This window comes from Thalassoglobus polymorphus, from assembly GCF_007744255.1.
Taxonomy (GTDB): Bacteria; Planctomycetota; Planctomycetia; order Planctomycetales; family Planctomycetaceae; genus Thalassoglobus; species Thalassoglobus polymorphus.
Genome location: NZ_CP036267.1, coordinates 2,397,099 through 2,420,791 on the forward strand (window position 1 = coordinate 2,397,099; position 23,693 = coordinate 2,420,791).

Below are 23,693 nucleotides of genomic sequence, written 5' to 3' on the forward strand. Positions count from 1 at the left end.
AAACAAGTCAATGAGACCCGTTTTGTGAGCCACGCATGAGATTGTTATCTCTATATAGCTTACAGAAGGTATTTTGCGGGCTGATATGGTATCCTTACGTACTGCTGATGCGACGTCAGAGAGAATACACGTGACGTCATTTTGATCCCAGATTGTTTTTTTCAAAGCCGGTTTTTGTGGCGAATTTGGGTGAGCGACTTGGAGAATCGCTGAACTTGCGGCATTTTTGACCGGAAAGCGAATCATCTCTTCACTCCTTGTTCCCCTCTCGTATGATTTAGGCACAACTGTTGCACAACAAAGAAGAGTTCCGCTTAGAGGACTCTCCCGGAAACTTGAAAGTGGCATCTCAAATAGAGAGAAAATTCTCCATTTCGCAAGTTTTTGGGTCTATCACATAGTTTAAGACAGCGATCATGGTGATCGATTCCCCCCGATCCCAATTCCCGCTCTGCGATCTCACTTGCGAATTCATTTGAGAGCCAGAGCGACAAGATGTCTGGAAATCTAACATGAATATGCCTCTCTCTCTCTCAAACTCGTGGCGATACGGATTGGCCTGCGCGAGCCTTTTCACGTGTGGAGTGATCTCTGCACAGGATGTCTCTCCGCAGCCACCACCACCTCCGCTACCGATGATCAATTCGGTGGATCCCGCGCCAGCCGATGGGACTCAGCGCGCTCAGGGTGCCGATATTGACGCGGACGTTCTGACTCGTGGTCCGGTTCATGAAGCGTATGCAGAACAGTACGAAAGTGATCCCACGCCCGGTCTAATCGTTGGTAAGCAACCCCCCGAACTGATCGATGAGCTACCACCTGAGGAAATGCCCGAGGGAGCCAACGTCGAATGGGTTCCTGGGTATTGGGCTTTCGATGAAGATATTGAAGATTTCATCTGGATCAGTGGATTGTGGCGGGATATTCCCGTCGGTCAGCAATGGATTCCAGGTTATTGGTCAGAAGCCGATGGAGGATGGCAATGGGTCCCCGGATTCTGGACATCGTCTGACAACGAAGAGTTAAGCTACTTGCCACAACCGCCACAAAGTCTCGAACAGGGACCGAATGTTACTGCTCCCAGTGATGAGCATTTCTGGGTTCCCGGGACATGGGTTTACGAAACGAACAACTACTTATGGCGTCCCGGTTATTGGGAACAGCCGTATAACGATTACATGTGGGTTCCATCTCGTTACCAGTGGACACCCCGAGGATATGTGTACTGTTCTGGATACTGGGACTATCCACTGGCCAGACGTGGTGTTTTATTCTCACCCGTTCGGTTTACTAACAACCGATACCCCAGAAGATTTTACGGTTACCGATATCGCCCTCAACTCGTCGTCTCGACAGGGCCGTTGTTGATCCACTTGTTTGTTCGTCCCCGCTACCGACACTACTACTTTGGGGACTACTACGGATCACGATATCGAGACCGAGGTATTTACGCATTCACTCGTCACAGCCGGTATGGTCGCCGTGGATACCATTATGATCCGATTCGATCTTATTATCAGCGTGGGTCGCGCCGAACCACTTACAATCGCTTGGTTGACTGGCATGGCTACTTTGATCGAAATAAATCATCTCGACCACCACACACGTATCGGAAGACTCGTGAGATCGTCAATAGTGGGTTCGCTGGAAGAAACGCTGTCGTGATTCGACAAGCGACTCTCAGTGAATCAATTAGAGATCTCGCTAAAGAAGGTCGTGCCGATCGTAAAACCTTCACAAGAATTCCAGATGATGTTCGGAACCGTATCTCGGATCGTGCATCTTCGACAGCTCGCAAGATTACTGAACAACGCGTCGCCTTTGAATCTCGCGGCAGACATCGCGGAGATGGAACTTCAAGAGGCGAAGATCAGAGAGGTCAACTGAATCCAAAGGGTTCAGACAGGGATATCAAGTTGCCTGAAAGAGACAATCGCGGAGACAGGGGTGACAGAGTCGCGCGGACCGAAAAGCTGAAGTTGCCCGAATCCTCTGCTTTTCGGGATCGACTGGACGGCATTCGAGATCGAGAAAAAGAAGTTCGAGAAAATCGTGGTTCCGATGACAGGGGCTCTCGTGATGGGAGCAGAATTGGACGTACCACAGGAGACAATGAAGGCTCATCACGTAAGTCACTTCGTGATCGTATGGAGAATGCGCGAAAAGACCGTTCAAAAGAATCGGTAAATTCCCGAGATGGAAAGCCTGAAGTCATTGGCAAGACCAGAGACAGGGAGCCAGGAAACGCAAGTGAGCGAAAGCCTGTCCAGGAATCATCGGGAAGCGATTTGCGCGCTCGGATCGAAGCTGCTCGAAACGAAGCAGAAAGAAACCGGGGGACTCGCGAGAGCCGTGGACGAGATTCGAAAAGTGAACCTTCAAAGAATCCAGCGACGATAGATCGCGGGGTGCGTAATCCGGGATCAGCGACTGATGCAAGGTCACGTATTGACAATGCCCGGAAGCCGACCGATGCAAGAAATGAAAATTCGAATCGTACAAATTCGAACCGAACAAGGACTCCAGGTTCAGATTCAACAAAAACGCCCAGCTCAAACCGGAATTCTTCCTCAGACTTGAGGGCACGAATTGAAGCTGCTCGAAAAGCGTCAGCTTCACAACGTGGAACTATGAACCGGGCAACACCATCCTCATCGAATGATTTAAGAACGAGGGGAACACAGCGTACCCCAAGTCGTTCTTCAGACAGTTCGCCGCGAACGAACAGCTCGCCGCGGTCTTCAATTCAGGATGCGATCAACCGTAGCCGGCAATCGTCAACTCCTTCATCGCGGTCGTCGACGCCATCACGTTCAGCGACGCCTAGTCGTTCGACCACACCGTCGCGGTCAGCGACACCAAATCGTTCAGCAGCGCCGTCCTCACGGTCTGCGACACCCTCGCGTTCGACTCCCTCGCGTTCAACACCGTCACGTTCGTCATCATCGACTCGATCATCCTCATCGTCGTCGCGTTCGGCTTCACCGTCACGATCAGCGATACCGAGTCGCTCAGCGACACCAACGCGATCATCCTCAAGCTCGTCGAGGTCGTCGCGGTCGGCTGCACCATCACGTTCTGCGACACCATCAAGAAGCAGCAGCCGCTCAAGTGCTCGACCATCTACTTCATCGAGGAGTAGCAGTCGTCCAAGTGCTCGATCATCGTCATCAAGTTCCCGGTCCTCAGGGAATCGATCATCTGGATCGTCGAGAAGTCGGAATAAGAAGTGATCGATTTTTCATGTGATGAATCGACCTCTTCGTAGCGAGTAGCGTCTGGGGCCTCTGACATGTACGCGGTTAATGATTGAACAAAAAAACTCGGCGAATATTCGCCGAGTTTTTTATTTGGTGTGCCGAGTTTTACATCCGTTTTTGCGGATGCGATCCATGGTTGATACAGGAATTTTATGTACTCATCTTTCACTCGAACTGTATCGATAGGAACGCTGAATTACTTCATGGACTGCACGCCAGAAGGCAGGACTTGAAAGATCATTATTGAACTTGCTTTAGAGAACGTGTGCACCTGATTGGCTGACGTCAATGTCGTGCCGAGATGTATAGGCGTCAAGGACACGTTGAAATGCTTGCCGTTTGGACTTTCGATAGTTGATGTACGCCTGGACCAAGAAGGTCAGCAGAGCAACAACGCTCAGGATTGTTAACGGAACTCTCAACTCTTTGACTAAGTCCAGTGCCAATACTGTGACGGCAATCCCGGCCATAAAGTGGCGAAATGATAGAGTGTTCATAAGTACGTTCACTAGTTGAGGATCTGAAAATATGTCGGGTAAAGCCGAAACTTTACGCGCACATTTAGAATCTGGTGAGTGCTGTGAGGAGGGAGGAAGTGGTGGGGAGGAGGCACGAAAAGCTCTCCACTCAGGGAGTGGATTGTTCGCGTCCAGCATCCCGAAGTCCAGACACAAAATGTCTTCAGAAGTTCGAATTCTCTGGTTCGATACACATAACGCGAGCTTGATTTTTGTGACTCGAAAAGAAACCTTTTCGAGTTCTTGCTGTTGGCCGCAAATTCAGGCTTCTTAGAGCATCTTTCGAATTGGTTTGCAGGATCTGCCTCGTGACGAACAGTAATTTCACTATAGAAATATGTTCTTCACGGACATTTGAGAGAGCAATTTTAAGTTTCAGAATCAGTTCTCGAGTCCACACTGGAACTGCGCCGCCCTGTTCAGGTTTTGTTAATGCGACTACAGCCGGCGTGGACGATTTTCCCCTCCACGGTATTGTGGCTGACCAATTCCTCCATCGATTTTCTTTAAGTCGGCTTCGTTCGGAGTCTTCCCGAGAACAATATCAAAATTCGCTGTCAGTTCCCCAATCTTGGAATCTTGAAGGGGTTTGAATGCGACTTGTATCGCTTCGCGTTGGAATGGGTCTCGAATTTGTTTGAAGAGCCCATCGCTTTTGTTTTGTTCTTCACCATGAATGAGCATTTGTGTGGTGAAAATTCGTTTTCCATTTTGACTCACGGCGAAATGGATATGTGGTGTTCGGCCTGGATATCGGACAGGTTTGATTGTTCTAAAGTAATATTGTCCGGTCGAATCGGTCAGGAAACGTCCGTATCCCTGAAAATTTGAATCGCGATTGCCTCGGTCGTTGCTGCCTGAATGTAAATAGACCCCGTTGTTATCAACCTGCCAGATTTCAACAAACGCATTTCGAATCGGCTGGCCGGTTTCAGAGAGAATTCTGCCGCCTAAGTGCGTGATCTCTCCGACAGCTGGGGTGATGGCATCATTGATCAGAAGAAGATCGTTGTCGGTATCGAGCGGGAGTTTATCCGGGTAAAACGGACCTTCTCCGACAGCAGGCGTGCGGATCAGTTCCTCAGCAAAGAGCCCCGGTGTCGCGAAGGCTGCGGCAGCAAAGCTTGAAAGTTGAAGAAATCGTCGACGGTGTAGTTCTGAACTCATTTTCATTCCTCAACGTCTAGTGCATTTTTCGAATTAGTGAAGTGCGTTCTCCACAAACACATGGTTGAGCAAGCTGCTCTCGTGTTGAAATCGATATCCTCATGATGAAACACCAGGTCTCATTCAAAGTTTCGATCTGTTTTAGATTCGAACGGCAATTCACGTTGGCCCCTCCCCTCCTTGACTGCGACGTCCTCCCATTTAATTCCATGCCGATTGTGTAGAGATAGGATCTTTGAGAGGCCACGTAAGAGCAGGTGCACAGCAGATTCCAGAAGCTGTCTGGCGTGTCGGAAATACAGAGCCTATAATACATTGCTCACTTTTCATGATCTTGAAACTGCTCATCAATCGGTGAAATTCGTCCCATGCAACGCAAAATTGGTTCCGCGTTTGTTCTGATTGCTCTCTTCTCGAGTGCAAGTTTTGGCGCTTCACCCCAAGAAGTGACCCGTTCGATTAATCGCGGTGCAAGCTATCTGAAATCAGTTGTTGACGAAGCTCACGGTGGAAAGAAAACGTTAATTGCGCTGGCGATGATGAAAGGGAACATTCCTAAGAACGATCCCGCGTTTCAAGCTGTCGTGAAGGAAGTTTTAGAGAAGTTCGAAGGTGGGAAATATAAGCCGGGGGGAGAACATCTTTACGAAGCAGGCGTTGAGGCGACGTTATTGGCCGACCTTGATCCCGTAAAATATAAGCCGCAAATCCAACTTCTGGCAGATTACATTTTGGGTCATCAAATGGCGACCGGAGGCTGGGACTATCCAACCGGTGGTCACCCCAAGGAATCTGTGGGTGATACAAGTGTTATGCAATACGCTTGCCTGGGGCTTTGGGCAGCTTCGCGTGCTGGCGTAGAAATCGATCAGAAAGTGTGGGTCGACATTCTCGATTGGCACGTGAAGTATCAAAACAAGGATGGTGGGTTTGCATACATTCCCGGTTTGAAAATTGGTGATGGGAACGGAGACTCAACGATCAATATGTCGGTCAATGCAGTCGGAAGTATGCATATTGCCATGCTTCAGCTGAACCCAACCTATCTCCCATTCGAAAGTGAACTCAGAGCTCAGAAAGCTTCGGAGACGGAAGCAGAAACAAAGCGTTTCGGAATTCTTGAGACCGTAAAAATTGACGATCCTCAAGTGAAAACCGACAGCGCAAGAATTCCAGCAGCTTCGGTAAATTCGGTCCGTCGGGTCTTTGGCTTCGTCACAAACCGCTTTCGTGTTGAAAACAAAGAGACTGGATGGGCGGCCTATTATTACTATTCTCTCGAGCGAATGGCGGCTCTGGCAAACGTGAAGCAAATCGGTAATCGAGACTGGTTCAATGAATGTGCGGATTTCCTGATAAAAAAACAGAAGGATGACGGTTCATGGAGCGTCTCGCGGAATTTTGCAGCGGATGTCGATACCGCTTTCGCCGTTTTGTTTCTCACCCGCTCGACTGGACGCTTGTTGAAGCGTGTTGACACCCCGAAGTTTGGTGATGGACTGCTCGCTGGAGGACGAGGCTTACCCGACGACTTGACCGATGTCGATTTCAATGGTCGCTCAGTCAAAATGAAAGAACCGCCAACTGAGCCTCTGGATATTCTCCTCGCGTCACTTTCAAAAACTGGCGGACTTGAAAACCTTGATGCTGTGCAAGAGCAGATTGTTGAGCAAGTTCAGTTGGGGAATCGAGAAGACCTCATTGGACAGGTCGACCAACTCTTGAAGTTGATCGATCATCCCGATCCAGACATCCGCCAAACTGTCGTTTGGGCATTGGGGAGGACAGGGAACATGAATCTGGCTCAACATCTCATCGACAAGCTTAGCGACGAAAATCTTTACGTGATGATTGAGGCGAGAAACGCCTTATGCTGGATCTCACGTAAGCCGCTCGGGTTTGGGTTTCCCGAAGATCCTCTCCAGGACCTCTCCACGAAAGCAACAGATGAGCAGAAGAGAGCCGCGATTAGCTTGTGGCACAAAAATCTCGTTCTGACCTGGGGGGACTGGTATCTGAAGAACCGCCCCTTTGAAGATCGGGGAGATGCCTTCGAAGCGGAACTTCGCCAAAAGATGGAGAAGCTCAAGTACGGCTTTTAATTGCGGCGTCGCTTTGGGTTTCATAGGGTTTGTGGAGGAGGCTTTCGATTGAGGCCTGCATGCGGTGAGCCTTGCTGAAAGCGTGTCTCAGTGTCTATCGAGAGTGTCTCGATCTCTCTACAGGCCGAACTCCCCTCCCCTTGAGTTGGGATCTTTTCTCTTCTGGGCTGGCACATTCTCTCTCTTCCACTACAAAGTGTCATTGATGATTCTTTGAGAGAGACTTGGAAAGAGATCTCATGCTGACCATTATTTCGTTTGTGTTTTTTACTTCGCTTGTTGGCCTGATTACGTGGTTGCTCACTCGCAATGATAACCACGAGAGTTCCGCAGGATACTTTCTTGCTGGTCGAAGCTTGACTGGCGGGTTCATCGCCGGATCACTATTGCTCACGAACTTGTCGACCGAGCAACTTGTCGGCTTGAATGGCGCCGCTTATGCCGATGGCTTGTGTGTTATGGCCTGGGAAGTGATCGCTGCCGTCTCTCTTGTGATTCTCGCTTTACTTTACCTTCCCCGGTACCTGAAAAGCGGAATCGCAACAGTTCCACAATTTTTGGAGAAGCGATTCGATCGTGGGACTCGTGCAATCACAACGATGATCTTTCTGGTTGCCTACGCGGGGATCTTGCTGCCGATCATTTTGTATACCGGTGCCAAAGGGCTCACAGAAATTCTCGACATGTCTACCCTGACAGGGATTGATGACGAATTCACCTTGATTACCGTGACTGTTTGGCTGATCGGTGTGATTGGTTCGATCTACGCGATTTGGGGTGGCCTGCGCAGCGTGGCTGTCTCTGATACGCTCAATGGTTTCGGATTGCTCGTTGGCGGAATTCTCATTGCCTATTACGGTCTTGTGACAGTCAACCCGGACGGAGCACTCGCAGGTTTGGAGACACTTCACAAGGCGACCCCAGAGAAATTCAACTCCATCGGCGGTCCCAGTCAGTCGGTCCCATTTTCGACTTTGTTCACCGGCGTGCTATTGCTCAACCTTTTCTATTGGACAACCAATCAGCAAATTATTCAGCGGACATTTGGAGCAAAAAGTCTGGCTGAGGGGCAAAAAGGTGTCTTGGTTGCAGGAGTGTTCAAAGTTCTTGCTCCAATGATTCTCGTCTTGCCGGGCATGATTGCGTTTTTTCTTTATGGACGTGTCCAGGTTGGAGATGAGATTGTCCCAGTCCTCGACAAGACGACAGAAACCGTGGCGATGGTGATGTCGGCAGGAGATGAACAAAAAATTGTCCATGGTGCGGAAGTTCAAGAGCTTCTTAAGGTCGACTCAGAGGAGGCTGCGTTGACTTCGAGAATGACAACTCTTGAGGATGCCGATGGAAAAACATGGGAAGTTGAAAAGCTGTTCGGACCTGGTGTGGTCGTGATCGCCGGAGCGGATGGGAAGAACCAGTATCTGGAAAATTTGAGTGAGGCGGAGCTTGCCAGAATTCTTCCGCCGAGAGAAAAAGATAAAAGCTACGGTCGCCTCGTTCAAAATGTTCTTCCTGGCTGGCTGAACGGATTTTTTGCAGCTGCTGTGATTGGAGCAATTTTGAGTTCTTTCAACTCCGCACTGAACAGTACCGCGACTCTGTTCAGCTTGGGAGCCTATAAAACTGTGCTACACAAAAACGCTTCGGACCAGCAGGTCATTCGGGCTGGGAAAATTTTCGGAATTGTGATTGCAATCGTTTCGATGCTGGCAGCTCCGATGCTCTTGGGGCAAGACAGTATCTTTGGATACCTGCAGAAGATGAACGCCATCTACTTCATCCCGATCTTCTCAGTGATGCTGATTGGTCAACTCACCAAAACGGTTCCTGCAATGGCAGCCAAGGTTGGATTGATCGCCAGCTTCGCAGCTATTTGCCTTGGATATTTCTTTCCACCAGTGGCGAAGGTCGTAGGTCAGATTCATGAGTTTCACTTCATTGGGGCAGTCTTTCTAGGAACAATTCTTCTGATGCTGTTGATTGGGAAAATCAAGCCGAGAGAAACTCCATGGGTGCAGGAATACTCCCGCGACGTTGATCTCACTCCATGGGTTTTCGCGAAGCCGCTTGGAATCGGCCTCGTGATTTTTGTGTTGGCGATCTACGTCTACTTCGCAGATTTCTCAATCTTGTCAGCCTGACGCATCAGCTTGTTCTCCGCCTGATCCGATAACTTGGAGATCGTCTCTCTCTCAAAGACTAAGGGAATACCCTCTATCTAAGAGTTTTCAGAGGGGCAACTGTTCAGGTTCAGCGAACGAAGAGAGACAATTCGCTGAACGGAGCTTTGAACTTGGAGAGTAAGTACTGGCGACGTGCTCTTTTTTGTGCGGCTCTGGATGATTTTTTCGCTTTGGGGAATTCACGGATCCAAATATTTCGGAAATGTATTTCCGATCCTTCGCTTTGCAGCGAGATTGAACCTTGCTTCGGTTCACAGTCCTCAACAGAACCGACTTTCTGGTCATTTACGGTGACAGTCACAGTCCCGTCGAGACTTGTAATAACACAGCGGTTCCATTGATTGATTGGGCGGGCGAGCATCGGAATATTTCTTAATTCATTGCTGGACTTTGCTCCTCCACTCGGGAAGACGCTCCCTGCAAAGGGCTGCTGCAACTGGACCTGTAATGAAGTTGGCCAGATTCTGTCGTCGCCAGTCGTGTAAACAAGTACACCGCTGTTTCCATTTTCGTCGTTTGGAAATCGCCACTCTAACCCGAACTCGAAGTTCTCGTATTTCTTCTTTGTTCGAATGTATCCGTATGGCTGTCCGCTACAGATGACGAAAGGAACTCCTGTTTCCCTATCTTCTGCATAGGTCCAGGTGTCTGGAAACTTTGCGTCTTTCTTGCCTGAAAAGAAGGTCCACGTCTCGCCGGGGAAATTCTTCGAGATAAGGTGGCTTTTGGGAGCCACTTCCAGCTCGGGAGATGTCATTTCAGTCGTTTTTACTTCTTGACAAATCCCGGACGAGTCGATCATAAATGTGAGAATGATCGCAGGAATTATGACAAAAAATCGCTGATCAACAAATAATCTTAGGGACATCAGTCGGTGCATATTCTCAGCACTCTACTGTCAAGCCTTTTCCACGAAGCTACCGGAGAATTTACTCTCCTGCCTGAGGAAACGCAATTGTTCAAGGGATAATCCATGTCGAATGTAAGAAGTCAGGGGTGTCAGGTCAGTTATTTCGGTGTGGCTTCTCGGAAGATCGTCTGATTGATCGGCTTCGGTTGAACACCGCCAGCAGGCAGAATTTTTATCGATCCTTGTAAGACGACACGTTTCGGAGCTAAGCAAGACTTGGAGTCACAAGCCTGAGACTGAAGTTGTATCTTCACAGGAATCTCGCCCTGGCTTCCTTCTGGGACATGCAGAAGTGCTTTCACCAGGACTTTTCCTTCATAGACGGAAAGTGCTTGATCAATCCCTTCCAGTTTGAACTGATGCCCTTTGGGATATTGAATCTTGCTGAGTTTTAATTTTGATTCTCCCGCGATTTTTAGTTCAGTCGGGATGACGAAATCAGGCTGTGCGGGGTTCGCATTGATATGCCAACCTTCCGCGATTGTGATCTCGATTGCGACAGGGACGGTTCCCCCTGCAGTGACGGAATCGAGTCCGAAAAAACCTCGCGGACTAGCTTTTGCATCTTTGAGTGAATCAGGATTTGCAGGTGCGAGACCGACAATAATAGGGGATTCTTTCGGGGTTTCGGGTTTTGGATCCATCGGAGCAGAGACTCCCCCTGCAAACAGGTTTCCAGCTCCATTTGGAACACTTTGATTTCCTTGAGAAATCAGAAATGCTTGTGTGGCCATCGCGAAGTAAGGGAGGCTTCCCAGAGACTGTCGAAACTGTGAGGCGAACGCATCGATCGTTTGTTGGGCATGCTTTGCGTAAATGCTGTCGCCGGTCAGTGAAGCGAGTTTTGTCAAGTTTTGAATGCTCACGCTGTTCCCTGAGGGAATCACGCTGTCGTAAGCTGATTTCGTGCGGGCAATGAGGGATTCATGATCGTGTGATGTAAAGAAAAATCCCCCTCGGTCTCTGTCCCAGAATTGATTGATTTGATTGTCTGTCAATAGCCGGGCTGTGTTGAGCCATTTTTCTTCGCCAGTTGCATCGTGCAAAGCAAGTAGGCCGCTGACCAGAAAAGCGTAATCGTCAAGGTAGGCCGGGAGAGAGGCTTTGTCGTTCATCGCTGTTCTTAACAGTCTCCCTTCGCGGTCACGGAGCGTGGAAAGCAGGTATAACGCCGCCTTGTTCGCATGCTCAATGTAGTCTTGCCGCTGAAGGATTTTTCCGGTCCGGGCAAAGGCCCGAATCATCAGGCCGTTCCAACTCGTTAAGATTTTGTCGTCACGCCGAAGCGGTTTGCGAGTAAGACGTTTTTTTAGCAATTCTGCTCGCATGCGGGAGAGTCGTGTTTCCAGTTCTTCCGCTGGGAGACCGAGTTGTTGAGCAGTTTCTGCAACCGGACGCGACAAGTGTAAAACGTACCCCTGCTCGAATTTCGACTCCTGGTCGAGTCCGTAGACCGCAGCGAAATATCGGTATCCATTCGGATTCAGGACGCTCTGAACTTCTTCTTTTGACCAGACATAATATTGTCCTTCGATTCCATCAGTCTCTGCATCCAGTGCGGAATAAAATGCGCCACCCTTATCGGTCATTTCATTCAGGACAAATTGCATGATCCCTTCTGCGATCTCTCGATAACGTTTTTTGCGGGTCCGCTCATACGCTTCGGCATACACTTCTGCCAGTTGTGCATTGTCGTACAACATCTTTTCGAAATGAGGGACCAGCCATTCGCGGTCGGTGCTGTATCGATGGAACCCGCCTCCTAAATGGTCGTAGATTCCGCCATCACCCATTTCGTCGAGTGTCTTGTCCAGCTTCTGTGCCAGCTCAGCTGAGTTCTCGGCATTTCTCGCAATTTGTGACTGCAGCAGCATGAGCCGTGAAGGGACCGGAAATTTGGGTTTGTCCGGGACTTTTGGGTTGAAGTCAAATCCACCGTCGACCGGGTCGTAATGGGTGAGGACAGATTCGATGGAATTCTGAACATCTTTCAGATTGACCGCTCCCCCTTCTGAAAATGAGGGAGGCTGAGAAAGTCTTTTGACTTCGTTGGAGAGCGCAGTCGCTGTCCGTTGCACTGCTGGCTTTTGCTGATTCCACGCGTCGTTGAGTTGGTTCAGGACGCTCGGGAAACCTGGCCGACCGGGAAGGTCTTCCGGTGGAAAATAGGTCCCGCCGGCAATCGGTTCTCCGGTGGGAGTCAGGAAGATCGAGAGAGGCCAGCCTCCTCCTTGAGCAGAGCCTGACAGTTGGAAGTAGACCTGCAGCGAGAGCATGTAAATTTCATCGAGATCAGGGCGTTCCTCTCGGTCGACTTTGATGCAAATGAAGTGCTCGTTCATGAACTTCGCGATCTCTTCGTTCTCGAAGACTTTTCGCTCCATCACATGACACCAGAAACAACTGCTGTACCCGATCGAAAGGAAGATTGGCTTGTCCTGCTTCTTGGCAGCATCAAGGGCTTCCGTTCCCCACGGATACCAGTCCACCGGATTGTAAGCGTGTTGAAGCAGATATGGGCTCGACTCGTTCACGAGCCGGTTCGCCTTCTGTGGATGCTTTTTCTTGGCATCTTGTCCGAAGAGAGGTTGTGGAATGCTGAACATCCCTGACAGGACAATCCCGAACAGAGCAATGATTGAAAGAAATCGCATACGGGCAATCTGACCGTTTGAGTTTGACAAAGATTGTGAATGTTCTTTGAGGCTCTGCATTGACTGCATCTCCGAGGTTGAACTGTCGCTCATCTTGAGTTTACCCGTGTGATTGCAAACTTTCGAGAGAAAACCCTGCGAACAACGAGGGATGAGGGCATCCGCTCATTTCTGTTCTTTTAAGTGACATCGCACCAAACACAGGCACAGACGATTTCTGAATCAAACATCTTATTTGTCGCGGGCTGCTTCGAGGAGTTGAATCCAAGGACCAAGGTAGTGGCCGTTGTCATGAAAAGTTCTTCCGCTGACGAGGTTCCCATCGACGACACATGGCTCATCGACGAAGATTCCCCCACAAACTTCCAGGTCAAATTTGCATTTGGGAACGGTTGCCATTCGACGTCCGCGAACGCAGTCAGCGTACGCGGGAATTTCTACCCCATGGCAAACTGAGGCGATCGGTTTATTGGCTTCAAAGAAATACTTTGTTGCTTTGACCAACGACTCATCGTACCGAATGTATTCGGGAGCGCGTCCCCCGGAGTACATGATCCCCGCATAATCTTCCGGGACGATGTCTTTGAAGGCGATGTCTGCCTGAAGGGTGTAGCCTTCCCACTCTTTCGTGATGGTCCAGCCAGGTTTCACTTCGTGCATCACCATTTGGTACAGCCGTTTTTCGGGGGCAGCTACCACAGGTTGAAAACCAGCTTCGATAAGCCGGTAATACGGGTACATCGTGTCGAGAGTTTCACTCGCATCGCCAATTATGATCAGGACTTTTTCCATCTGTGTTGACTTTCAGTTGTCAGTTGAGCTGTCTATGAATGATCAGGTCATTTTCAATGTTTGCCTTGTCCGCGAAGGTCACTTTGATGACTTCGCAGGTTGCTTGGCATCAGGCAGAGTCCGCAAACGAGATCGAAAAATGTTCTGCATTGCTCCGAGCCTACAGTCGAACCGGAACATATTTTGAACGGATTGCGTCTTATTGTAATAGGTTCCGCAGCATCACTCATTGGACCTGCGATGTCAAATTCAGAAGTGAATCAGACATCTTTTCCTCTGTTTCATCAGTGCGGATCATTGGCAATGTTCTTGGTGATCTATTCCTGGTGGTGTTCGTTGCGTGGAGGCAGACAACTCGTCAGGTTTGGAGAACGGACGTCTGAAGGTTGAAACGGAAACGAATCTTCCACGTATCTTCTGTGTGGTCTTCCGCGAAAGTTGGGGACTGCATTCATCGTTAAGCCACTGTCATCAGTCGTCTGCCGGGCTCAGTTCTACCCATTTCATTTCAACTTGATCATGTGTCTCGATCTGCCATTCCGTTGGAGTTTCGCTGCCTGCGATTTTTGTTGCGATTCTCTCTTTGCCATCCGCTTCGGTCCAGGCAAATGTAATCTTGCAAGATTCCTGATTCTGAATTGGATAGGCCAAGTGTGTTTCGCACCTCAGATATTTCTTTCCACCGTTATTTCGAAATCGGACCTGCACTGAAGATGGGGCCTTGGAATCGATCTCCGTATCACCATAACAAAAACTTTGTGACCAAAAGTCGCTCGGTTCGTTTCCTTGCCGGACGATGTGCCAGTCTTTGACCACTGGTTTCCATGTGCTTCCCTGATCGGTGGAATATTCAATCTGATACAGATCCTCAGGATCAGGTGGGTTGCTCGAAGCGACATGTGCTGCTGCGTACAAATGTGAAGCAGTACGGTTACGGGGTGGTGTGAGTTCAAGTGTCACGCGTGGAGTGTTGAAAGCGCCAGCAATCACGTGTTGTTCAGCATGGGGAACGGTTGGACCAGCGCTGGTTAAACCAAGCCCGGTCGCTGCAAAGTTGACGGTTGTTCCGTTTGACTTCAGCCTTGGGAACATCGCTGGGTTTGCCTGACAGACGGTGACGATTTCGAGATTTTCGTCCGCGAGTTCCTCTGCAGGTTTCTCAATCTTCAGCCAATATTGTTGCGATCCTTTGGCGAAGTCCGTCAGGTCAGTTTGACCGTTCTCGTATTTTGCCAGATGCCAGCTTCCACCGTGGTTGACCGACACGGAAACCGGAATTGCATTTCGCGTTCGGACCTGTAATCCGTTTCGGCCTCCAGTTTTATAGACTCCCCAATCGGTGTCGTCCGGAGGAGTTGCAGCGATCAAGTATGGTGTCTGAAACTCCAGGATCACTTCTCTTTCCGACTCCTTGATGACTCCTTCTTTGTAGGCATTGCTTTTGAAGTCTGGCTTGTATGTGTAAACCGCATTCCCGTATCGCGCCTGTCCCTGTTGGTATCCACTCCCTTTGGGAGAGCCTCGGAAGCGTTCCGGCTGGTTCACCCATGTGCGACTCCGTTCGAGTCCGGCAATTCCATTGGCTCGGTAGTTGCGGCCCCAAAAGACAAACGTCTTTCCGTCTTCCAGTCCGGGCTGGTAATATCGACGTAATGTTTCACCCTTGCGAAGATGAACGCGCGGCGGCGGCCCAGCGTAGCCGGGGAGATGTTCAACGACATTGAATTCTGCATACGCTTGAGGATCGTCTCGATGCAAGCCCGCCAACGGCCAACCACGTTGTCGCTCAGGTTGAAATTCTGGATTTGCGATCCGTGAGAGATCTCTGCCAATCTCCTCAATTGAGAGTAGTCGTTCTCCAGTCGAATCGAACACGACTGTCGAGATGTCATGGTCCAGCAAGACCCAGCGACCATCTTGATATGCTCCCCCTTTGAGAAAGACTTCGAGCGCGTTGTGTCCGACAACGCCCACTGTTCGGCTGCGACCATGTCCCAAGATCGCATTCAGTTCAGCTGTCCATTGCGCGTGAGTCGTCCCACACAAACCGAAGCCATGAGCAAACATGCCTGTCCAGTAATTCCGTGTGGTACAGTTCCCTGACTGGAAGCCTTTCCCCCATAGGTCCTGTGCCCCTTCTTCACCATGCGCGTAATGAATGTTTCTCCACATCCAGGCAGCGAGTGCGCGGTCTTCATCTGATTGTGGAAGGTGGCCGGTGACTTTCTGAAACGCAATCGCTTGTGTTTCTTGAAGTCGTTCGAAGGTGGAGCAGGCCAACTCACCGGGATACCAGGGATGGTCAGTGCGGAGTTGGGGATCGCCCACGCCTGCCTGAGATCGGCTGAAGGATGTGAGGACAAGAATGAGAACAAAACAGGCTCCAGAGTGCCTCATGATGACTCCCTTAATTTTGAGAAATTCAGCTGCGAAGAGCCTGACTGGGAAGTGTCATTTGAAGTTGAACGGATCGCAACGCTCAATCGGTTCGACTGGCTGATCCGTCCCTGATTATGGCACAAGCATGACCGCCCTGACCATGTTCATGGCTATTCATTTCACCCAAAAGCCTTAGAGCATCTTTCGAACTGGTGTACAGATTCTGCCTCGTGGCGAACAGCATTTTGTTAGAGAAATGCGTTCGGCACGGGCAGGCGGTAGAGCAAATTGCTCTATGAGCAAATCGGGTAAGCAGAATCGGGTAAGCAGAATCGCAGGCGTGCCTGAAATGACTCACTGTAGGCAACTTCGATGCGCAACCGAAACAGGCAACCTTTGGCGACCTTATTGTTTATTGGTTCAAGAGAAAGAGAATCCAATCACCTCTGATTTGCCATCTTGATCAGGATCTCCGCTCCCTGTTCGAGTGTCTCCTGAGTCGCAGCGTAGGAGACTCGGAAATGTGTATCCTCCGAGCTGAAAACATTACCGGGAATGATGAGCAGATTGTTTTCTATCGCTTTCTTGACGAACTCGGTTCCCGTTCCCCAAGGGGCTTTGATAAACATGTAGAAAGCTCCGCCAGCGCCATGGATCTCGTAGTGGCCCTGGAGTTTATCCCGTAGAAAATCACGCTTTTGTTTGTACTCTGCAACACGGTCTGAAATGTCGTAGTCCCAAGCTTCCGAGGCAGCCCATTGCATCGGATGAGGAGAGCAGACAAAGGTGAACTGCTGGAGTTTAATCATCTGCTGAATGATATGTTCTGGGCCATGGCACCAACCGACACGCCAACCGGTCATTGAATGTGATTTACTGAAACCGTCAATCACGATCGTCTGGTCGTTGTATTTCGCCGGACTGACGAATTCCTCGTCGTAGCAGAACGCGCGATAGATTTCGTCGCTGATCAATGCGATGTTGTGCTCGCGAGCAAGCTCCGCAAGAGCTTTCACTTCCTCTTCACTCGCGACATGCCCCGTTGGATTCGCTGGACTGTTGAAGAGGATAACTTTCGTTTTCTCTGTGATGGACGCGCGCAGCTTCTCAATGGGAATCGTGAAATCCGGGTAGGTGTTAATTGACTTGTAAGTCCCTCCCGCGAGCGTCGTCAAATGCTTATACATCACGAACCATGGGTCGAACGCGATGACCTCGTCTCCCGGATTGACGAGGCTGCACAAAGCGAGCATCAATCCGCCACTCGTTCCACTGGTGACGAATGCTTTTCGATCGGCGTGACCGTACTCAGAGTCGACACTTTGCTGGATTGTATCCAGTAGCGGTTTGATTCCTTGCGATTGGCTGTAGGCATTTCGCCCCTGATCAACAGCTTCCTTCAACGCATTCTTTATCGACTCCGGAGTATCAAAATGCGGCTGGCCAATGCTTAGGTTGACCGGATTCGTCATGTTGGCTGCGAGGTCAAAGACCTTCCGAATTCCAGATGCATCGATCTGGTGCATTCGATTTGCGATCCACTCTTCACTCATCGTTTCTGTCCACTTTTCATTCTTTTAGTTCCGCTTGTTCATACTTTGAACAGACCTGTCCCAGCATTGGCGTGCAATCTCGGTGTTGACGTCGCGGAGTCCTTGCATTCTGACACAACTTCAGCTGTGTGATCTTCTCACTTTACATGTTCGCTGTACATCGTAGAAGTTGAACGAGACAAATTATTTGACTCCGACAATTCTCCTCTCTGCGAATGCCCGTTAAGTTATATCGAAAGTTGATGAACCTCTGAGACAAACAATTTTGAATCAAACTCCAGACGATCAATATGACTCACCGAATGACTCACCGATTCGCACGACTTTTGTCCGTTATCATTCTCGTCAGTTGCCCTGCTGCAAATGCCGCTGAGCCGGTCGAGACCATTCTCTTCGGTTCGTGCATCAAGCAGGACCGGCCAATGCCGATTCTGGGAGAGATGGCGAAGCAGAAGGCGGATGCCGTTCTCTTTCTGGGTGACAATATCTACGCAGACACACACGACATGAAAGTGATGCGAGAAAAATACGCCACACTCGCGAAAAATACAGATTTTCAAGCATTGCAACAACATGCTCCAATCTTCGCGGTTTGGGATGATCACGATTATGGGCTCAATGATGCAGGAGCAGATTACCCACAACGCGTTCAGGCTCAGAAGGAATTTCTCGACTTCTGGGGAATCGAAAAAGACTCGCCCCGTCGAACACGCGAAGGAATTTACGACTCCGTCATCCTTGGTCCAGAAGGAAAACGTGTTCAAATTCTGCTTCTCGATACGCGATATTTCCGTTCGACTCTTAAGAAATCTGCAGAGCGTCGCGTCGGCGGGCCATACATTCCCGATAGCGACCCTGCAAAAACGATATTGGGAGAAACGCAATGGCAATGGCTCGAAGGAGAATTAAAGAAGTCTGCCGAAGTCCGCATCATCGCGACTGGGATTCAATGTGTCCCTTCCGATGCCGGACAGGAGACATGGGCAAACTTGCCTCGGGAGCGGCAGCGTCTGTTCGACTTAATCAGCAAGGCAAAAGCAAGTGGAGCCTTCATTGTCAGCGGAGACCGACACTGGTCCGAGTTCTCCATGACCGACGAAAACGTTGATTATCCCATCTACGATTTCACATCCAGCAGTTTCAATCAGATTCATCCACGCGGGACGCCGACCGACAATCAATACCGCATCAGTGACTCGACTTACCATAAAGAGAACTACGGAGTCATTCAAATTGATTGGGAAAAGGACGATCCCATTGTCGAAGTTCAAATTCGTGACATCAACTCAAAAATACAACTTCGGAACACTCTTAAACTTTCTGAGCTTCAAGCAAGATCGAATTGAAGATGCGCCGCAATGGTGGCGGAACTTTTGGAAATTTGCAGAACGCAAATGCATGAGGCATCGCTGAAAATCGATCGAGGGTGTGAAAATGAAAACGATTCTGTTTGATCTCGGGAATGTGCTGCTCAAATTCTCACATGAACGGATGTATGAACAGATCGCAGAATTGTTCGGGGCCTCTGCAGAGCAGGTGAAATCTGTCCTCTGCGAGCAAGAATCAATGCTGCGATTTGACCGAGGAGAGCTTTCGGAGAGTGAGATTCAACAGCAGCTGGAATCTGCTTTGGGTAAGAAATCGGATCTCCCCAGTCTGCAACGGGCTGCCGGTGACATCTTCACACCGAATCCCGGAATGCGCGAACTTTTGGATGAGCTGAAGCAGCGAGGGCTGCGACTCGTTTTGCTGTCAAATACGTGTGTCACACATATCAAATGGATTCGTGAAAAATTCGACCACTTGGAACTCTTCGATGAATTGGTGCTCTCATACGAAGTGGGAGCGGTCAAACCGCAGCGTGAAATCTTCGAAGTCGCCCTGCAAAAGATAGAATGCAAACCTCACGAATGTCTTTATACAGATGATATTCTGGAATATGTCGAAGCGGCTCGTAGATACGGACTCAATGCTGAGCAGTTTACAACGCCCGAAAATTTTCGGGCGACGCTCCGCGAGTATTCCATCATTTGAGTGGGGAGAATCTTGAAGCGGAAATTGCTTAAGAAATTTTCGTCGAGACCTTCTTGTAAGTCCCCCAGAAATCTTTTATCGAACTCATTTTTTCCGCAACGAAGTTCTCTTTTTCTAGCTGGACTGGTTTCCCGATCTCTTTGGAAACCGTGGTTTCGACAATAGTGAGCGAAGGTTCACCTGGCGGGAGCGAGACGGTTTTCAACTCAACCGGCTGCATGCTTCCGTACTGGCCCGGTGGATAAAACAGTGAACCGTTGTAGAAATCGACAGCAAAGGCAATGACACCGGGAACAAAAAAGAAGACCAACCCGACCGCGTTCATTCCCGCTACGGTCCAGTCGACATCTTGAAAGCCGCCTCGCTGCTGACCGACTCGTTCTGGATAGAGAAACGTTCCACATCCAGAAGTCGAAGTTGTAATCAACGCAGCAGCTGATGTTGATATGAAGTGTCGTCGTGACAATGAGTTGTTCATAGAAATCCCTGGAACCGAATGGTCACCCGCGAAAAGTGTGACTATTCGATTTCAGCATTCAACACCATAAGAATCTGATAGCCAACCTGCCCTGTCGGCAAAAACTGCCGATTGATTGGCGTTCGTGAGAAAACCGTCTTATGATGCACGACGCAAAACGCTGCAATATCCCCCCCTGTCCCTTCATTGACTTCATTCCGGGAATCACAGATGAATTTGTTTCGATGCCTTTCTGTTTTCGCACTCAGCTTGACTCTCAGTACATTTGCATCTGCCGAAGAAGGAAAATGGGTCTCCCTGTTTAATGGGAAAAACCTCGACGGTTGGACTCCGAAGATCAAGGGTTTCGAGTACGGAGAAAACTACGCCAACACATTCCGTGTCGAAGATGGACTGATGACCGTCTCGTACGATGGCTACGACAAGTTTGATCGCAAGTTCGGTCACCTCTTCTATAAAGACTCATTTTCCAACTACCGCTTTCGAGTCGAGTATCGCTTCATTGGCGAACAATGTCCCGGCGGTGAGGGGTGGGCTCTTCGGAACAGTGGGGTCATGGTTCACGGTGAAGATCCCAAAGGAATGGCAAAGGATCAGGACTTCCCGACTTCAATTGAAGTTCAACTTCTTGGTGGAAATGGGACAACCCCACGCACAACTTCCAACTTGTGTACTCCTGGAACGAATGTCGTCATGAATGACAAACTGGTCACGCGACACTGCATCAGTTCGACTTCAAAGACGTATCATGGTGACCAGTGGGTGACGGCTGAAATTGAAGTCCGTGGCAACAAAATCATCAAGCATATTCTGGATGGAGAAGTCGTCCTGGAATACGAAAAGCCACAACTGGACGACCGAGACGAATTTGCACAAAAATTGATCAAACAACAAGGCGGGAAAATGCTGAGTGGTGGAACCATTTCACTTCAATCAGAAAGCCATCCCATCCAGTTTCGTAAAGTTGAAATTATGGTTTTAGACGACGAGTAACAGGTCGCGAATCCCCGCTTTGTTGAGTTTTCCCAAGGGGCTTTTCTCATCTCTCCCACCTCGATCACTGACAGGTCAGCTATGCAATTACGTTTTGCAGTCTTCGCGTTGTTTATGGGATCGTTTGTGCTGGTTGCGGAAGCAGCAGAAATCTCGCAATTCCGTGGCTCTCGTGGTGATGGGATCTCGGTTGGTACGCAACCTCCAGTGGAGTTTTCAGAGCTGAAGAACCTCTCCTGGAAAACTCAAATTCCGGGCAAAGGGTGGTCTTCGCCTGTCATTGCAGATGGCAAACTCTGGCTGACAACAGCGATAGAAGTCTTCCCGGATGAGAGTGAGCGAGAAAAGCTTCTGCTTGAAGCAGGCGACGAACCTCGGAAATTCCATGAAAAGCAAATTGCGAAATCGATCACGCTGAAGCTGGTGACCGTCAACCTGAGTTCCGGGAAACTCGACGAAATGATCGATCTCGTTCATATCGAAAAACCGGATTCCATTCACAGAATGAACAGCTACGCCTCACCAACACCATTCATCGACGGGAAGCATATCTATTGCCATTTTGGGACTTATGGGACATTTTGCATTGATCGAAATAGTCTCTCGATCATTTGGAAGAACCAGATCCCTCAGAACCATAGTGTGGGACCGGGAAGTTCGCCGTTCATTTACAAGAACCTGCTGATCCTCATCTGTGACGGTGTCGACAAGCAGTATGTGACGGCTCTCGACAAGATGACTGGAGAGAGTGTCTGGAAAACTGATCGTCCTGAGATGGACGCACCTGATGGAAACCGTAAGAAATCTTTTGACACGCCCATCTATGTCAAAGACCGTCTCGGAAGAGAGCAACTCATCTGTATGGGCTCACAGTGGGTTGTCGCCTACGAACCAGAGACCGGAAAAGAAATCTGGAAGGTCCTTCATGGGAAAGGCTTTTCTGTGGTCCCGCGCCCCGTTGTCGGGAATGGGATGGTTTATATTTCGACCGGTTTCGGAAAAGCTCAGCTCTGGGCAATCCGCATTGATGGAACTGGTGACGTGTCAGAAACACATGTTGCCTGGGTTGTGAAACGTAACATTCCTACACAACCGTCGCCGCTGCTTCTCGATGATCGGCTTTATGTGATGGGGGATACCGGGATCGCAACCTGCTTTGATGCGATTGACGGAACCACCGTGTGGGCCAAACGTGTGGGCGGAAACTATGTGGCATCACCTCTTTTCGCAAACGGAAAAATTTACTTCGCCAATCAGGAAGGGATTGTCAAAGTCATCGAGCCGAATGATAAATACAAAGAGGTTGCATCGAATCAGATCTCTGGTCAAATTAAGGCAAGCCCGGTAGCCATCGAGAACGCGATCATTCTCCGAACTGAGCAGAACCTGTACCGCTTTGAGGTCGATGACACCAGTGCGAAGAAGAACATTTCGATTGAGAATTGAGTTGTTCGGCTCTTCGGCCCTCATCGTTTTTCGAATCGCTCCGCGCCTCAGTCGTTATCAACATCTACTGAATCACATTTGTCTGCGTGCGCCATGTCGCTCTGCAGTGCAGCACTCTCAAGATTTCGGAAGCGTTTGCATTCGCTTGACGATCCAAAGTGGAATGGGGCGGGCTGCGAATCGATTTGAGAAAGCGAGCAAGTTGTTGAAAATTCCGGGGACGATTAAACGCTTCTTCTTGCGTAGCCCGCGATAGCCCGCTTTCGCGACACTCTCGACCTCCATGATGTTGTTTTTGAACATTGGAAGTGATCCCATGTCGGAATCGTCTCCAAACCCAGTTTTCGTTGGTCCGGGGCAAAGGCATGTCACGGAAATGTTTTTGCCCCAAAGTTCAGCGTGGAGTGCTTCCGAGAAGGAAAGGACATATGCCTTCGTGGCATAGTAAACGGCAGCATTCGGTCCAGGTTGGAATGAAGCGGTGGAACCGATGTTTAAGATCGCTCCGGAATCACGCGGGACCATTTGATTCAAAAAAAGATGTGTCAGTTGCGTCAACGTGACGATGTTGAGCTCGCACATGCTTGTCTGTCGGTCCAAGGAAATTTCCTCGAAGCGGCCAATTTGCCCAAACCCGGCATTGTTGACAAGAACATCGACCTGCTTCCCAGTATCCTGAACTTTCGAGAACAACTCTTCAGCAGAGCCAGGGACGGAAAGATCCATTTGAAACAGCGTTGAGGTTGTCCCATGCTGCTCCTGCAACTGCTTCGACAACTCTTCAAGTCGATCAAGCCGCCGGGCAACCAGAATTAACTCGCTTCCGTCTGCTGCGAACAGTTTGGCAAGTTCCCACCCAATTCCAGACGAAGCTCCAGTAATTAAAACGATTTCGTTCGACATGAAATTCTGTGTCCAGTGGCGATGTTTTTCAGATCAGTTCTCGGTGTGAAGAGACTGACTGGAATTGGGCTGGATGATGCAAAATGTGAGTTCATTTTCTAGTGTGTTCTTTGTGGATGCAATCAAAACACACCAACTATGGATGTCGGCCCTTAGTCGAAGTCGGTGCATCTCCTCCTTGACGTTCATGAATTTCAATCATGAATCTGACAGATTGAATGGATTATGCAGATGGTCACGGCACAACTGCACTCAATTCGCCAGTGAGTTGGAGGTTAAGCCTTTCCCTCCGGGATCGGGTTTGCGAGCAAAACGAAATCG

General features: G+C 49.5%; 16 protein-coding genes. 7 read left to right on the top strand and 9 right to left on the bottom strand.

The window, feature by feature from the left end; translation table 11 throughout:
• The first annotated feature begins 512 nt into the window (after positions 1 to 512).
• On the top strand, positions 513 to 3,233 hold the full coding sequence (locus Mal48_RS08730) for a YXWGXW repeat-containing protein (protein WP_145198054.1): 2,721 nt from the start codon (positions 513 to 515) through the stop codon (positions 3,231 to 3,233).
• A gap of 281 nt (positions 3,234 to 3,514) precedes the next feature.
• Here Mal48_RS08730 and Mal48_RS08735 read toward each other — a convergent pair whose 3' ends face one another.
• Positions 3,515 to 3,757 carry a hypothetical protein gene (locus Mal48_RS08735; RefSeq protein WP_145198056.1) on the bottom strand — a complete coding sequence of 81 codons (243 nt, stop codon included), beginning with the start codon at positions 3,755 to 3,757 and terminating at the stop codon, positions 3,515 to 3,517.
• A gap of 459 nt (positions 3,758 to 4,216) precedes the next feature.
• Positions 4,217 to 4,951 (bottom strand): dioxygenase family protein, encoded by a 735-nt coding sequence (locus Mal48_RS08740; protein WP_391601801.1) that lies wholly within the window; start codon positions 4,949 to 4,951, stop codon positions 4,217 to 4,219.
• A gap of 362 nt (positions 4,952 to 5,313) precedes the next feature.
• Between Mal48_RS08740 and Mal48_RS08745 the strand changes: the two genes are divergently transcribed.
• Together Mal48_RS08745 and Mal48_RS08750 are read left to right on the top strand one after the other, a co-directional pair.
• The gene (locus Mal48_RS08745) at positions 5,314 to 7,047 is read left to right on the top strand and encodes a HEAT repeat domain-containing protein (protein WP_145198060.1); all 1,734 of its coding nucleotides are present in this window, start codon (positions 5,314 to 5,316) and stop codon (positions 7,045 to 7,047) included.
• Between the two features lie 239 nt (positions 7,048 to 7,286).
• On the top strand, positions 7,287 to 9,188 hold the full coding sequence (locus Mal48_RS08750) for a solute:sodium symporter family transporter (RefSeq protein WP_145198062.1): 1,902 nt from the start codon (positions 7,287 to 7,289) through the stop codon (positions 9,186 to 9,188).
• A 109-nt stretch (positions 9,189 to 9,297) separates the two neighbouring features.
• Here Mal48_RS08750 and Mal48_RS08755 read toward each other — a convergent pair whose 3' ends face one another.
• From Mal48_RS08755 to Mal48_RS08775, 5 genes are all read right to left on the bottom strand, one after another.
• The gene (locus tag Mal48_RS08755) at positions 9,298 to 9,987 is read right to left on the bottom strand and encodes a 3-keto-disaccharide hydrolase (RefSeq protein ID WP_197442177.1); all 690 of its coding nucleotides are present in this window, start codon (positions 9,985 to 9,987) and stop codon (positions 9,298 to 9,300) included.
• Between the two features lie 251 nt (positions 9,988 to 10,238).
• The gene (locus tag Mal48_RS08760; protein ID WP_197442178.1) at positions 10,239 to 12,794 is read right to left on the bottom strand and encodes a thioredoxin domain-containing protein; all 2,556 of its coding nucleotides are present in this window, start codon (positions 12,792 to 12,794) and stop codon (positions 10,239 to 10,241) included.
• A gap of 231 nt (positions 12,795 to 13,025) precedes the next feature.
• A complete protein-coding gene (locus tag Mal48_RS08765; protein WP_145198068.1) occupies positions 13,026 to 13,586 on the bottom strand; it encodes a DJ-1/PfpI family protein in 561 nt (186 codons plus the stop codon).
• 471 nt (positions 13,587 to 14,057) lie between these two features.
• Positions 14,058 to 15,983, bottom strand: a complete 1,926-nt coding sequence (locus Mal48_RS08770; protein ID WP_145198070.1) for a hypothetical protein — start codon at positions 15,981 to 15,983, stop codon at positions 14,058 to 14,060.
• A gap of 422 nt (positions 15,984 to 16,405) precedes the next feature.
• Positions 16,406 to 17,518, bottom strand: a complete 1,113-nt coding sequence (locus tag Mal48_RS08775) for a pyridoxal phosphate-dependent aminotransferase (protein WP_145198072.1) — start codon at positions 17,516 to 17,518, stop codon at positions 16,406 to 16,408.
• A gap of 302 nt (positions 17,519 to 17,820) precedes the next feature.
• Here Mal48_RS08775 and Mal48_RS08780 point away from each other — a divergent pair, with 302 nt between their 5' ends.
• Together Mal48_RS08780 and Mal48_RS08785 are read left to right on the top strand one after the other, a co-directional pair.
• Positions 17,821 to 18,864, top strand: a complete 1,044-nt coding sequence (locus Mal48_RS08780; RefSeq protein ID WP_197442179.1) for an alkaline phosphatase D family protein — start codon at positions 17,821 to 17,823, stop codon at positions 18,862 to 18,864.
• 88 nt (positions 18,865 to 18,952) lie between these two features.
• Positions 18,953 to 19,552: an HAD family hydrolase gene (locus tag Mal48_RS08785; RefSeq protein ID WP_145198076.1), complete on the top strand. Its 600-nt coding sequence runs from the start codon at positions 18,953 to 18,955 to the stop codon at positions 19,550 to 19,552.
• Positions 19,553 to 19,580: 28 nt separating this feature from the next.
• Here the strand turns inward: Mal48_RS08785 and Mal48_RS08790 are convergent, their stop codons facing one another.
• Positions 19,581 to 20,030, bottom strand: a complete 450-nt coding sequence (locus Mal48_RS08790; protein ID WP_145198078.1) for a hypothetical protein — start codon at positions 20,028 to 20,030, stop codon at positions 19,581 to 19,583.
• Between the two features lie 210 nt (positions 20,031 to 20,240).
• Here Mal48_RS08790 and Mal48_RS08795 point away from each other — a divergent pair, with 210 nt between their 5' ends.
• A complete protein-coding gene (locus Mal48_RS08795) occupies positions 20,241 to 21,023 on the top strand; it encodes a 3-keto-disaccharide hydrolase (RefSeq protein WP_145198080.1) in 783 nt (260 codons plus the stop codon).
• Between the two features lie 81 nt (positions 21,024 to 21,104).
• Entirely contained in the window at positions 21,105 to 22,469 is a 1,365-nt protein-coding gene (locus tag Mal48_RS08800) for an outer membrane protein assembly factor BamB family protein (protein WP_197442180.1), read from the top strand.
• Positions 22,470 to 22,586: 117 nt separating this feature from the next.
• On the opposite strand, the gene Mal48_RS08805 is transcribed toward Mal48_RS08800, so the two are convergent.
• The gene (locus Mal48_RS08805) at positions 22,587 to 23,372 is read right to left on the bottom strand and encodes an SDR family NAD(P)-dependent oxidoreductase (RefSeq protein ID WP_145198082.1); all 786 of its coding nucleotides are present in this window, start codon (positions 23,370 to 23,372) and stop codon (positions 22,587 to 22,589) included.
• Between the last annotated feature and the right edge of the window lie 321 nt (positions 23,373 to 23,693).